This is a genomic window from Ideonella sp. (genome assembly GCF_041918995.1).
In the GTDB taxonomy this organism is placed as follows: Bacteria; Pseudomonadota; Gammaproteobacteria; order Burkholderiales; family Burkholderiaceae_C; genus Ideonella.
In genome coordinates, this window is sequence record NZ_JAYRUN010000005.1 from 88,354 (window position 1) to 101,013 (window position 12,660).

Genomic DNA, 12,660 nt, shown 5'->3' on the forward strand with positions numbered 1-12,660 from the left:
GGCGCTGCGGGTGGATCACACCTGCGGCCGCCGCTGCCGGGCCGGGCCGCGACGGGCGCCGGCATGCAAGAAGTGTTCGCGCGGGCGCTCGCGGGCCCGCCGCGCTGTTCAGGAGTCGCCGCCGCGCGCCGCCCGGGCCTTGCCCAGCAGCGCGTCCTTGAGCTGGGTGTCGGCGGGGGAGGGGCCGAGCCAGATGCTCATCAGGGCGGTGTAGAACTCCGGCTCCTTGATGGGCTCGAGCTCCGGCTTGCCGTTCACCGAGATCACCGTGCCAGTGCCAGGGATCCAGTCGACGCTGAAGCTCTCGCCGGTGGCGAGCTTCTTGCGCTTGGAGAACAGGTCGGCCATCTTGATGGTGCCGTTGATCGACTTGGCGAAGACGTCGCGCGGCGAGTTCTTCTCCATGCCCTGGGTGAACAGCTTGCCGAGCTCGTTGCCGTCGATGTCGCGCAACATCGTGATGTGGATGCGGCGGGGGCTGCCGGTGGCGCCGTACACCGCCTCGGGCGTGCCCATCTTGGTGGGCAGGTACAGCGCCGCGGCGTAGACCTTGAAGATGGCCTTGTAGCGGATGCCCGCACCGTTGAGCTGCAGTTTCTGCCCGGCGACCTGCTCGGTCGTTTCGTACTTGATGCCGGCCAGCTCGACCGTCTGCGCGTGGCTTGCCGCCACCGCCCCCAACGCCATACAGCTGCCGAGCACCAGGCTCGAACCCCAACGTCGCCACATGGTCTGCAGACCTTTCTGGATATCCTGGATGCAGCGCCGGCTCCGTTCGCCCAGGGCGTCGGACCGGCGGGAAGAGGCGGCAAGTGTGACGCAGCGTTACGGGGCTGTCCATGCGTCGCAACCCCGATGCCAGCGCCCCGACTGCTACACTTTCCACACATGTTCACTTCGCGCAGAGGGTTGGCGTTGTCGCACGACCGGGGAGCCTGGCCCTGGCGTCGCTCGATCGTCCCTGCCCATCTGCCGCTGGCACGCCCCGGGCGCTAACGCGCCCGTCCGCTGCCCGGTACCCCCGGCGGCCGGCCCATCCGGCCGTGCCCCCCACCGATACCCTGCCGCCTTCCGCGCCGCGCCTGCCGGCGCGCCGGCCCGGCACCCGGAGGACCGCTTGTCGTGATCACTGAACTCGAATTCCAGAGCCTGGCCGCGGACGGCTACAACCGCATCCCGCTCATCGCCGAGGCCTTCGCCGACCTCGAGACGCCGCTGTCCCTGTACCTCAAGCTCGTCGGCGGTGCGCGCCACGGCTTCCTGCTCGAATCCGTGGTCGGCGGCGAGCGTTTCGGCCGCTACTCGTTCATCGGGCTGCCGGCGCGCACGCTCATCCGTGCCACGGGCCACCACTGCGAGGTGGTCACCGCCGGCGAGGTGGTGGAGACCCACGAGGCGAACCCGCTGGACTTCATCGCGGCCTACCAGCAGCGCTTCCGGCCGGCCCTGCGGCCGGGCCTGCCGCGCTTCTGCGGCGGCCTGGCCGGCTACTTCGGCTACGACAGCGTGCGCAGCATCGAGCCGCGCCTGGCCGGCGTCAGCAAGCCCGGCGGCATCGGCACCCCCGACATCCTGCTGCTGCAGACGGAGGAACTGGCCGTCATCGACAACCTCTCGGGCCGGCTGTACCTCATCGTCTGGGCCGACCCGGCGCGCCCCGAGGCCTACTTCCACGGCAAGAAGCGCCTGGCCGAGCTGACCGACAAGCTGCGCTACAGCGTGACCGCGCCGCAGGTGCGGCGTGGCCAGAGCCACGCCGTCGAGCGCGAGTTCGACAAGGCCGCCTTCGAGGCGGCGGTGCGGCGCGCCAAGGCCTACATCGCCGCCGGCGACTGCATGCAGGTGGTGCTGGGCCAGCGCCTGAAGAAGCGCTTCACCGAGAGCCCCCTGAGCCTGTACCGCGCGCTGCGCTCGCTCAACCCCAGCCCCTACATGTACTACTACGACATGGGGGACTTCCAGATCGTCGGCGCCTCGCCCGAGATCCTGGTGCGCCAGGAGACGCGCACGGCCGCGGGACGTTCCGACGAGGTGGTCACCATCCGGCCCATCGCGGGCACCCGGCCCCGCGGGGCCACGCCGGAGGCGGATGCCCGACATGAGCAGGAACTGCTGGCCGATCCCAAGGAGCGGGCCGAGCACCTCATGCTCATCGACCTGGCCCGCAACGACATCGGCCGCATCGCCCAGACCGGCTCGGTGAAGGTCACCGAGGCCTTCGGCATCGAGCGCTACTCGCACGTGATGCACATCGTGAGCAACGTCGAGGGCGTGCTGCGCCCGGGCTTGAGCAGCCTGGACGTGCTCAAGGCCTCCTTCCCGGCGGGCACGCTCAGCGGCGCGCCCAAGATCCGTGCGATGGAGATCATCGACGAGCTGGAGCCCACCCAGCGCGGCATCTACGGCGGCGCCTGCGGCTACCTCAGCTTTGCGGGCGACATGGACGTGGCCATCGCCATCCGCACCGGCGTGGTCAAGGACCAGACGCTGTACGTGCAGGCCGGCGCCGGCGTCGTGGCCGATTCCGTGCCCGAGGCCGAGTGGCAGGAGACCGAGGCCAAGGCGCGCGCGGTCATCCGCGCCGCCGAGCTGGTGGAAGAAGGTTTTTGAGGGACGCAGGAGACGACCATGCTGCTGATGATCGACAACTACGATTCCTTCACCTTCAACCTGGTGCAGTACTTCGCCGAGCTGGGGCAGGACGTGAAGGTGGTGCGCAATGACGAGATCACCGTGGAGGGGATCGGGGCGCTGCGGCCGGACCACCTGGTGCTGTCGCCGGGCCCGTGCTCGCCGGCCGAGGCCGGCGTGTGCGTGCCAGCCATCCAGGCCTTCCTCGGGCGGCTGCCCATCCTGGGCGTGTGCCTCGGCCACCAGAGCATCGGCGCGGCGCTGGGCGGCCGCATCGTGCGGGCCCAGGTGCAGATGCACGGCAAGGTCAGCCGCATCACCACCGACGGCCGGGGCGTGTTCCGCGAGCTCCCACGCGCGTTCGACGTGGTGCGCTACCACTCGCTGGCCATCGAGCGGGAGACGCTGCCGCCCGAGCTCGAGGTCAGCGCCACCACCGACGACGGCGAGATCATGGGCGTGCGCCATCGTGCGCTCGCCGGCACCGCCACGCCGCTGGAGGGCGTGCAGTTCCACCCCGAATCCATCCTCTCGGAGCACGGCCACGCCATGTTGCGCAACTTCCTCACCCTCGGCCTGACGCAGGTGCCCGCATGACCGCCGTCGCCTACGGCACGACGGCGGCGCCGGGCGGGCCAGGGGCCGCGCGGACCATCGACCTGCGCAGCGACACCGTCACCCGGCCCACGCCCGCCATGCGCGAGGCCATGCTCGCGGCACCACTCGGCGACGACGTCTTCGGCGACGACCCCACGGTGAACGCGTTGCAGGAGCGCATCGCCGGCCTGCTGGGCTTCGAGGCTGCGCTGTTCATGCCCAGCGGCACGCAGAGCAACCTGTGCGCGCTGCTGGCGCACTGCGGCCGCGGCGACGAGTACCTGGTGGGCCAGATGGCCCATTGCTACCGCTATGAAGGCGGCGGCGGTGCGGTCTTCGGCAGCCTGCAGCCGCAGCCCCTGCCCACCCAGCCCGACGGCACGCTCGCCCTGGCGGACATCGCCGCAGCCATCAAGCCCGACGACCCGCACTTCGCCCGCACCCGGCTGCTGTGCCTGGAGAACACCTGGAACGGCCACGTGTTGCCGGCGGCGTACGTGGCGCAGGCCACCGGGCTGGCCCGCTCGCGCGGCCTGGCCACGCACCTGGATGGCGCCCGGCTGTTCAATGCCGCGGTCGCCTCCGGCGTGCCGGCGCGTGAGCTCACCCGGCACTTCGACAGCGTCTCGGTGTGCTTCAGCAAGGGCCTGGGGGCGCCCGTCGGCTCGGCCCTGTGCGGCAGCCGCGAGCTCATCGCCCGCGCGCGCCGCGTGCGCAAGATGGCCGGCGGCGGCATGCGCCAGGTGGGCCTGCTGGCCGCCGCTGCGGACCACGCACTCACCCACCACGTGGACCGCCTGGCCGACGACCATGCCCTGGCCCGGCGCCTGGCCGCGGGCCTCACGGGGCTGCCCGGGCTGCGCGTGACGCCGCCGCAGACCAACATCGTCTTCGCCGAGGTGGAGGACGGCCGCGGTGCGGAGCTGCTGGCCCACCTGGCCTCGCGCGGCGTGCTGGCCACCGGCCTCATCGGCCTTCGGTTCGTCACCCACCTGGACGTGGATGCCGAGGGCATCGACGTCGCCATCGCCGCCGTGCGCGAGTTCCTCACGGCCTGACCTTCCCGCCCGCCACCGAGCCCCACCCATGACGATCAGCAACACCGACGCGCTGGTGCGCGTCATCGAGCACCGCGAGATCTTCCACGACGAGATGCTGGCCCTGATGCGCCGCATCATGAGCGGCGAGATGTCGCCCGTGATGATCGCGGCGCTGGCCATCGGCCTGCGGGTGAAGAAGGAGACCATCGGCGAGATCGCCGCCGCCGCGCAGGTGATGCGGGAGTTCGCCACGCCGGTGCCGGTGGATGACCGCACCCACCTGGTGGACCTGTGCGGCACCGGCGGCGATGGCGCCCACACCTTCAACATCTCCACCGCCGCCATGGTGGTGGCGGCCGCTGGCGGCGCACGCATCGCCAAGCACGGCGGCCGCAGCGTGTCGTCCAGCACGGGCAGCGCGGATGTGCTGGAGGCGCTGGGGGCGTACATCCAGCTTACGCCCGAGCAGGTGGCCGAGTGCCTCCAGGCCTGCGGCATCGCCTTCATGTTCGCGCCCAACCACCATGCATCCATGAAGCACGCCGCGCCGGTGCGCAAGGAGCTGGGCGTGCGCACGCTGTTCAACATCCTGGGTCCGCTGACCAACCCGGCCGGGGCCCCGAACCAGCTCATGGGGGTGTTCCACCCGGACCTGGTCGGCATCCAGGTGCGCGTGCTGCAGCGACTCGGCTCCGAGCACGTCATGGTCGTGTACGGCATGAACGGGATGGACGAGATCTCCCTGTCCGGGGAGACGCTGGTGGGCGAGCTGAAGGACGGCGAGGTGCGCGAGTACGTGGTGCACCCGAGCGACTTCGGCCTGCCGGTCTACGACTCGCGGGTGCTGCGAGTGGCCAGCAAGGAGGAGTCGGTGCAGTGCATCCAGCGCGCCCTGGCCAACGAGGACGGGCCGGTGCGCGACATCGTGCTGCTCAACGCCGGCGCGGCGCTGTACTGCGCCAACGTGGTGGGCTCCATCGCCGACGGGGTCAAGCGCGCCCGGGAGGCGGTCGCCTCCGGGGTGGCCCTGGCCAAGCTGAGCCAGTTCGTGCAGGCCACCAACCGCTACCGCCCTGCGGCCTGACGCGATGAGCGCCATTCCCGACATCCTGCGCCGCATCGTCGAGGTCAAGCACGAGGAGGTGGCCCGCGACCGCGCGGCGCGCCCGCTGTCCGCCCTGCGGGCGGCCGCCGAGGCGCGGCGCGACCAGCGCGGCTTCGGCCGCGCGCTGCGCGAGGCCGTGGCGGCGGCGCGGCCGGCCGTCATCGCGGAGGTCAAGAAGGCCAGCCCCAGCAAGGGCGTGCTGCGCGAGGATTTCAAGCCCGCCGACATCGCTGTCAGCTATGCGCGCCATGGGGCCGCCTGCCTGAGCGTGCTCACCGACGAACGGTTCTTCCAGGGTTCGGCGCAGTACCTGCGCCAGGCCCGCGCGGCGTGCGCCCTGCCGGTGCTGCGCAAGGACTTCATGGTCGACGACTACCAGGTCGCCGACGCCGGCGCGATGGGGGCAGACTGCATCCTGCTCATCGCCGCCTGCCTGGACGACGCGCAGATGGCCGACCTCGAGGCTGCGGCGTTCGCGTACGGGCTGGATGTCCTGGTGGAGGTGCACGACGCCGCGGAGCTCGAGCGCGCCCTGCGCCTGAAGACGCCGCTGGTGGGCATCAACAACCGCGACCTGCGCAGCTTCGAGGTCACCCTGCAGACGACGCTCGGCCTGCTGGGCCAGGTGCCGGCCGATCGCCTGCTGGTGACCGAATCGGGCATCCTGAGCGCGGCGGACGTGCGCCGCATGCGCCACGCAGGGGTGCACGCCTTCCTGGTGGGCGAGGCCTTCATGCGGGCAGACGACCCCGGGGCCGCGCTGCGGGCGCTGTTCGGCTGATGGCCTCCGCGCACCGACCGGCGGCACCGCCGCCCGACAACCGGCTGCGCGAGCCCCTGCCGGTGCTGCTGGACCGGGTGCCGACCGACTGGCAGCCGGTCACCCAGGCCTGGCGCGACAGCCCCGCCGGGCGGAGGCTGCTGGACTTCATCGCGGCGCGCCAGGCCGCCGGGGCCACCATCTACCCGGCGGATCCCCTGCGGGCGCTGGCGCTGGCGCCGCTGTCGGAGGTGCGCGCGGTCATCCTCGGCCAAGACCCGTACCACGGCGCCGGCCAGGCGGAGGGTCTGGCGTTCTCGGTGCCCGAGGGCGTCAAGCCGCCCCCCAGCCTGCGCAACATCTTCGCCGAGCTCGAACGCGACCTGCGGCTGCCCCGGCCGTCCCATGGCCACCTCGGCGACTGGGCGCGCCGCGGGGTGCTGCTGCTCAACACCTGCCTTACCGTCGAGGACGGCCAGCCGGCCAGCCACGCCGGCCAGGGCTGGGAGGAGCTCACCGACGCGCTGATCGCCGCCGTGGCGGCCCGGCCGCGCCGCGTCGTCTTCCTGCTCTGGGGCGCACACGCCCAGGGCAAGGGGCCGCTGGTGGAACGCACCGCACCCGGGCGCCACCGGTTGCTGACGGCCAACCACCCCTCGCCGCTGTCGGCACGGCGGCCGCCCCAGCCCTTTCTTGGCTGTGGCCATTTCGGCGTCCTCCGCGAGGAGGGGCTGGCGCTCGGCGACAGTGCGCAGGGGCCACACGCCCCCTGACGCGCCTGACGCACGTGACAGGGGGCACGGCCGTGCAGAACCTCGCGCACAGCCAAAAAACCGTGCTATAGTCTCAGGCTCGCTGCGGAGGGGTGCCCGAGTGGTTAAAGGGGGCAGACTGTAAATCTGTTGGCTTACGCCTACGCTGGTTCGAATCCAGCCTCCTCCACCACAGCGACCGAATTCGACTTCAGCACGAGAACGAGTCCCGGATGTCGAGTCCGAGCGGGAGTAGTTCAATGGCAGAACCTTAGCCTTCCAAGCTAATGACGCGGGTTCGATTCCCGTCTCCCGCTCCAGTGAAGCAAGGCTAAGTCAGTGGTGTGGCGTTGTCGCCACAGGCTTGGGTGAACAGCCCCTCGGGTCAAGGCCCGGCTGGCGTCCAGTCCTGTGTCGATGCCCATGTGGCTCAGTGGTAGAGCACTCCCTTGGTAAGGGAGAGGTCGCGCGTTCGATCCGCGCCATGGGCACCACCCCTCTCAACTGCGTAGGCAGTTTTTCTGAACCGACAAGGCCTAGGAGCGCAAGATGGCAAAGGGCAAGTTTGAGCGGACCAAGCCGCACGTCAACGTGGGCACGATCGGTCACGTGGACCATGGCAAGACGACGCTGACGGCGGCGATCACGACGATTCTGGCCAAGAAGTTCGGTGGCGAGGCCAAGGCCTACGACCAGATCGACGCGGCGCCGGAAGAGAAGGCGCGCGGCATCACGATCAACACCGCGCACGTCGAGTACGAGACGGCCAACCGCCACTACGCGCACGTGGACTGCCCGGGCCACGCCGATTACGTGAAGAACATGATCACGGGTGCGGCGCAGATGGACGGCGCGATCCTGGTGTGCTCGGCCGCTGACGGCCCGATGCCCCAGACGCGCGAGCACATCCTGCTGGCCCGCCAGGTGGGCGTGCCCTACATCATCGTGTTCCTGAACAAGTGCGACATGGTGGACGACGCCGAGCTGCTGGAGCTCGTCGAGATGGAAGTGCGCGAGCTGCTGAGCAAGTACGACTTCCCCGGCGACGACACCCCGATCGTCAAGGGCTCGGCCAAGCTGGCCATGGAAGGCGACACGGGCGAGCTGGGCGAGCAGGCCATCATGAAGCTGGCTGACGCGCTGGACAGCTACATCCCCACGCCCGAGCGCGCGGTGGACGGCACGTTCCTGATGCCCGTGGAAGACGTGTTCTCGATCTCGGGCCGCGGCACCGTGGTGACCGGCCGCGTCGAGCGCGGCGTGATCAAGGTCGGCGAGGAAATCGAGATCGTGGGCATCAAGGCCACGCAGAAGACCACCTGCACGGGCGTGGAGATGTTCCGCAAGCTGCTGGACCAGGGCCAGGCGGGCGACAACGTCGGCATCCTGCTGCGCGGCACCAAGCGCGAGGAAGTCGAGCGCGGCCAGGTGCTGTGCAAGCCGGGCTCCATCAAGCCGCACACGCACTTCACCGCCGAGGTGTACGTGCTGAGCAAGGAAGAGGGCGGCCGCCACACGCCGTTCTTCAACAACTACCGTCCGCAGTTCTACTTCCGCACCACCGACGTCACCGGCGCTGTCGAGCTGCCGCAGGACAAGGAAATGGTGATGCCGGGCGACAACGTGTCGATCACCGTCAAGCTGATCGCCCCGATCGCCATGGAAGAAGGCCTGCGCTTCGCCATCCGTGAAGGCGGCCGCACCGTCGGCGCCGGCGTCGTGGCCAAGATCATCGCCTAACTCGCCCACCACAGCGAACGCAGGAAAGGACCGCAGGGGTATAGCTCAATTGGCAGAGCGTCGGTCTCCAAAACCGAAGGTTGGGGGTTCGATTCCCTCTGCCCCTGCCAAACCCGGCATGCTGGCCTGACGAGGTCGGTTCCCGGGTTTGATTCTCCGGACACCCGCCGCCTACGGGCGGCGGCCCGGTCCGGACAGGCCCTCCCAGGCGCAGCCCGCAGCGACATGTTCGCCGCGGGCTTTGCTGCTGATAGGGCCCGCCTGTTGCGAGCGGTGCCTGCAGTGAACCGAAGCGCCGCGAACGGATCCCTCTGAAGTGAAAACGATGTCCACCTCCCCACAAGTGCAAACCGTGACCACCGGCGCCGACAAGGCCAAGCTGGCGGCTGCGGCGCTGCTGCTGCTCGGCGCGGTGGTGGCCTTCTACCTGCTGGCCGAGCAGCCGCTGTGGCTGCGCGTGATCGCGCTGCTGGTGGGGGTCGCCGCGTCCGTGGGTGTGTTCTTCACCTCCGAAAGCGGGCGCCAGCTCATCGCCTACGGGCGCGAGTCGGTGCGCGAGGTCAAGAAGGTCGTCTGGCCCACCCGCAAGGAGGCCACCCAGATGACGCTGTACGTTTTTGCCTTCGTCGTCGTCATGGCCCTGTTCCTCTGGATCACCGACAAGACCCTCGAGTGGGTCCTGTACGACCTGATCCTGGGCTGGAAGCGCTGAAGACGCTGCCGCCCGCCCCCAGACCAGCGAAGGTTCCCACGAGCATGAGCGAACACGCCCCCACCGAAGCCCAAGCCGGCGCAGCCCCCAGCGGCCTGCGCTGGTACGTCGTGCACGCCTACTCGGGCATGGAGAAGGCCGTCGAGCGCAACCTGCGCGAGCGCATCGACCGCGCCGGCATGCAGGCCAAGTTCGGCCGCATCCTGGTGCCCACCGAAGAGGTGGTCGAGCTCAAGAACGGCAAGAAGTCCGTCACCGAGCGCCGCTTCTTCCCCGGCTACGTGCTCGTGGAGATGCTCATGGACGACGAGACCTGGCACCTCGTCAAGCACACCAGCAAGGTGACTGGTTTCGTCGGCGGCGCGCGAAACCGGCCGGCGCCCATCTCGGAAGCCGAGGTGATGAAGATCGTCAACCAGATGCAGGAAGGCGTCGAGAAGCCCCGGCCCAAGGTCGAGTGGGAGGTGGGCGAGCTGGTGCGTGTCAAGGAAGGCCCGTTCACCGACTTCAACGGCGCGGTCGAGGAAGTCAACTACGAGAAGTCCAAGGTGCGCGTGTCGGTCACCATCTTCGGTCGCGCCACGCCGGTGGAGCTCGATTTCTCGCAGGTCGAGAAGGTCTGAATCCCTTTCGCTGCAGGCGTGCCCGACCCGGCGCCTGCGGCCTGCAATCCACGGGTCGTTTGACGAGGAGCTGAGGCGGCCCTGGCCGCCGAGGCGTTGGAACTCGAGGAGCCATCATGGCAAAGAAGATCGTCGGCTACATCAAGCTGCAAGTGCCGGCCGGCAAGGCCAACCCCTCTCCCCCCATCGGTCCGGCGCTGGGTCAGCGCGGCCTGAACATCATGGAGTTCTGCAAGGCGTTCAACGCCCAGACCCAGGGCATGGAGCCCGGTCTGATGCTGCCCGTGGTGATCACCGCCTACGCGGACAAGTCCTTCACGTTCATCATGAAGTCGCCCCCGGCGACCGTGCTGATCAAGAAGGCCATCGGCCTCGGCAAGGGCTCCGACAAGGCGCATCTGAACAAGGTGGGCAAGATCACGCGCGCCCAGCTGGAAGACATCGCCAAGGCGAAGATGAAGGACCTGAACGCCGCTGACCTCGATGGCGCGGTGAAGATCATTGCCGGTTCCGCCCGCTCGATGGGCGTGATCGTGGAGGGCGTGTAAATGGCCAAGCTCACCAAGAAAGCCAAGGCCCAGCAGGGCAAGGTCGACAGCCTGAAGCTGTACTCCATCAACGACGCCCTGTCGCTGGTCAAGAGCTGCGCCACCGCCAAGTTCGATGAATCCATCGACGTGGCCGTGCAGCTGGGCATCGATGCCAAGAAGTCGGACCAGGTGGTGCGTGGCGCCGTCGTGATGCCCAACGGCACCGGCAAGACCAAGCGCGTGGCCGTCTTCGCCCAGGGCGCCAAGGCCGAGGAAGCCAAGGCCGCCGGGGCCGACCTGGTCGGCATGGAAGACCTGGCCGAGCAGATCAAGGCCGGCAACATCAACTTCGACGTGGTCATCGCCTCGCCGGACACGATGCGCGTCGTCGGTACCCTGGGCCAGATCCTGGGCCCGCGTGGCCTGATGCCGAACCCCAAGGTCGGCACCGTCACGCCGGACGTGGCCACCGCGGTCAAGAACGCCAAGGCCGGCCAGGTGCAGTTCCGCGTCGACAAGGCCGGCATCATCCACGGCACGATCGGCCGTCGTTCGTTCGAGGACGACAAGCTCATCGGCAACCTGGCCGCGCTGCTGGAGGCCCTGAACAAGGCCAAGCCGGCGTCGTCCAAGGGTGTGTACCTGCGCAAGGTGGCGGTGTCGTCCACCATGGGCGTGGGTGCGCGCGTCGACATCTCGTCCGTCACGCTGGCTCCGGCCAACGCCTGACGGCATGTACACGGGGTCCGGCGCAGCGGTCTTGATGCGCCGACCGACCCCTTGAATTGGTGGGCCGCCGCCCGCTCCCCCCGGGGATCGGATGGCGGGCCATCCAAGACCGCTGGCGGCGCCGGCGTTCCCCTGTGGAGCGTCGGTGCCTTAATCGGTGCCTCCGGGTGCCACCCAGCGCAGATGGCGTCCCCGCCGTGAGGAACGCGAGGTTCATTGTGTGTGGCACAGCGAGCCCCCTTTTCCGAAGCGGCAAGGTCGCTGCAACCCGTTGTGCCGGGTCGCCGCAAGGTGCCTGGCACGTCAGAAGTGAGGAGTAGACCTTGAGTCTCAACCGCAACGAGAAGGCGGCCGTGATCGAGGACGTGGCAGCGCAGGCTGCCAAGTCCCAGACGCTGGCGATCGCCGAGTACCGTGGCCTCACCGTCGAAGCCTTGAACAAGCTGCGCGTCGACGCGCGGTCCAAGGGTGTGTACCTTCACGTGCTGAAGAACACCCTGGCCCGTCGCGCCGTCACCGGCACCCCATTCGAGGTCGCGGCGGAGAGCATGGTCGGCCCGCTGATCTACGGCTTTTCCGAAGACGCCGTGGCCGCGGCCAAGGTCATTGCCGATTTTTCCAAGGGCAATGACAAGCTGGTCATCAAGGGTGGGGCCTATGCCGGCAAGGCGCTGAACGCCGATGGCGTGAAGGCCCTGGCCGCGATCCCCAGCAAGGAAGTGCTGCTGTCGCAGCTGGCCGGACTGCTCAAGTCCCCGGTCCAGCGCACCGCTGCCGTCCTGGCCGCCCTGGCCGAGAAGAAGGGTGGCGGCGCCGAAGCGGCCGCCCCCGCCGAAGCCGCTGCCTGAAGCCGCTTCGCACCACACACTGAACCATTGACATCGAGGTAATCCAAATGGCTTTCGACAAAGACGCCTTCCTGACCGCCCTGGACAGCATGTCCGTGATGGAACTGAACGACCTGGTCAAGGCGATCGAAGAGAAGTTCGGCGTGTCCGCCGCTTCCATGGCTGCCCCCGCCGCCGGCGGCGGCGGTGCCGCTGCCCCGGCCGCTGAAGAGAAGACCGAATTCAACGTCGTGCTGCTCGAAGCCGGCGCCAACAAGGTCGGCGTGATCAAGGCCGTGCGCGAGCTGACGGGCCTGGGCCTGAAGGAAGCCAAGGACATGGTCGACGGCGCTCCCAAGAACGTGAAGGAAGCCGTGGCCAAGGCCGACGCCGAAGCCGCCGTGAAGAAGCTGGTGGAAGCCGGCGCCAAGGCGGAAATGAAGTAAGCGAGACGGAGAGCGGGACTCGAAGCGCGATGCGCTTCGAGCCCTTTCCGGTGACGGGCCTTCGGCCCGTCGTCGGAGACCACTTGCAAGGGTCGACGCCGGTTCTTGCAAGTGTTCTCTGATCCGACTGCAGAAGAACCGGTTTGGTCGGGCTCCGGTGCAACGCCG

14 protein-coding genes and 4 tRNA genes are annotated in these 12,660 nt (G+C 69.0%); 17 read left to right on the top strand and 1 reads right to left on the bottom strand.

The features are described from left to right. Positions 1–108: 108 nt before the first annotated feature. The gene (locus tag ACE3UN_RS05900) at positions 109–729 is read right to left on the bottom strand and encodes a chalcone isomerase family protein (protein WP_374673996.1); all 621 of its coding nucleotides are present in this window, start codon (positions 727–729) and stop codon (positions 109–111) included. A gap of 393 nt (positions 730–1,122) precedes the next feature. Between ACE3UN_RS05900 and trpE the strand changes: the two genes are divergently transcribed. The 17 genes from trpE to rplL all read left to right on the top strand — a co-directional run bounded on the left by trpE (position 1,123) and on the right by rplL (position 12,492). Further along, positions 1,123–2,610, top strand: a complete 1,488-nt coding sequence (gene trpE, locus ACE3UN_RS05905) for an anthranilate synthase component I (RefSeq protein WP_374673997.1) — start codon at positions 1,123–1,125, stop codon at positions 2,608–2,610. Between the two features lie 18 nt (positions 2,611–2,628). After that, positions 2,629–3,228, top strand: coding sequence for an aminodeoxychorismate/anthranilate synthase component II (locus ACE3UN_RS05910; protein WP_374673998.1), 600 nt, complete (start codon positions 2,629–2,631; stop codon positions 3,226–3,228). Then, positions 3,225–4,286 carry a low-specificity L-threonine aldolase gene (ltaE, locus tag ACE3UN_RS05915; RefSeq protein ID WP_374673999.1) on the top strand — a complete coding sequence of 354 codons (1,062 nt, stop codon included), beginning with the start codon at positions 3,225–3,227 and terminating at the stop codon, positions 4,284–4,286. The genes ACE3UN_RS05910 and ltaE overlap by 4 nt, the downstream gene beginning before the upstream one ends. 28 nt (positions 4,287–4,314) lie before the next feature. Next, complete coding sequence (gene trpD, locus ACE3UN_RS05920; protein ID WP_374674000.1) at positions 4,315–5,352, top strand: anthranilate phosphoribosyltransferase; 1,038 nt, start codon at positions 4,315–4,317, stop codon at positions 5,350–5,352. 13 nt (positions 5,353–5,365) lie between these two features. Further along, positions 5,366–6,154: an indole-3-glycerol phosphate synthase TrpC gene (gene trpC, locus ACE3UN_RS05925; protein ID WP_374674146.1), complete on the top strand. Its 789-nt coding sequence runs from the start codon at positions 5,366–5,368 to the stop codon at positions 6,152–6,154. After that, positions 6,154–6,906 carry a uracil-DNA glycosylase gene (locus ACE3UN_RS05930; protein ID WP_374674001.1) on the top strand — a complete coding sequence of 251 codons (753 nt, stop codon included), beginning with the start codon at positions 6,154–6,156 and terminating at the stop codon, positions 6,904–6,906. The genes trpC and ACE3UN_RS05930 overlap by 1 nt, the downstream gene beginning before the upstream one ends. Positions 6,907–6,992: 86 nt before the next feature. Further along, positions 6,993–7,078, top strand: a tRNA-Tyr gene (locus tag ACE3UN_RS05935). Between the two features lie 53 nt (positions 7,079–7,131). Then, positions 7,132–7,205, top strand: a tRNA-Gly gene (locus ACE3UN_RS05940). A 99-nt stretch (positions 7,206–7,304) separates the two neighbouring features. Beyond that, positions 7,305–7,379: transfer RNA gene (locus ACE3UN_RS05945), tRNA-Thr, on the top strand. A gap of 55 nt (positions 7,380–7,434) precedes the next feature. Further along, entirely contained in the window at positions 7,435–8,625 is a 1,191-nt protein-coding gene (gene tuf, locus ACE3UN_RS05950) for an elongation factor Tu (protein WP_374674002.1), read from the top strand. 34 nt (positions 8,626–8,659) lie between these two features. Beyond that, positions 8,660–8,735: transfer RNA gene (locus tag ACE3UN_RS05955), tRNA-Trp, on the top strand. Between the two features lie 215 nt (positions 8,736–8,950). Further along, on the top strand, positions 8,951–9,337 hold the full coding sequence (gene secE, locus ACE3UN_RS05960) for a preprotein translocase subunit SecE (RefSeq protein WP_374674003.1): 387 nt from the start codon (positions 8,951–8,953) through the stop codon (positions 9,335–9,337). Between the two features lie 44 nt (positions 9,338–9,381). After that, positions 9,382–9,960 (top strand): transcription termination/antitermination protein NusG, encoded by a 579-nt coding sequence (gene nusG, locus ACE3UN_RS05965; protein ID WP_374674004.1) that lies wholly within the window; start codon positions 9,382–9,384, stop codon positions 9,958–9,960. Positions 9,961–10,076: 116 nt separating this feature from the next. After that, a complete protein-coding gene (gene rplK / locus ACE3UN_RS05970) occupies positions 10,077–10,508 on the top strand; it encodes a 50S ribosomal protein L11 (protein ID WP_374674005.1) in 432 nt (143 codons plus the stop codon). Beyond that, complete coding sequence (gene rplA / locus ACE3UN_RS05975; protein WP_374674006.1) at positions 10,509–11,219, top strand: 50S ribosomal protein L1; 711 nt, start codon at positions 10,509–10,511, stop codon at positions 11,217–11,219. Positions 11,220–11,542: 323 nt separating this feature from the next. Then, entirely contained in the window at positions 11,543–12,067 is a 525-nt protein-coding gene (rplJ, locus tag ACE3UN_RS05980; RefSeq protein ID WP_374674007.1) for a 50S ribosomal protein L10, read from the top strand. Between the two features lie 47 nt (positions 12,068–12,114). Continuing rightward, entirely contained in the window at positions 12,115–12,492 is a 378-nt protein-coding gene (gene rplL / locus ACE3UN_RS05985) for a 50S ribosomal protein L7/L12 (RefSeq protein WP_374674008.1), read from the top strand. Positions 12,493–12,660: the final 168 nt, after the last annotated feature.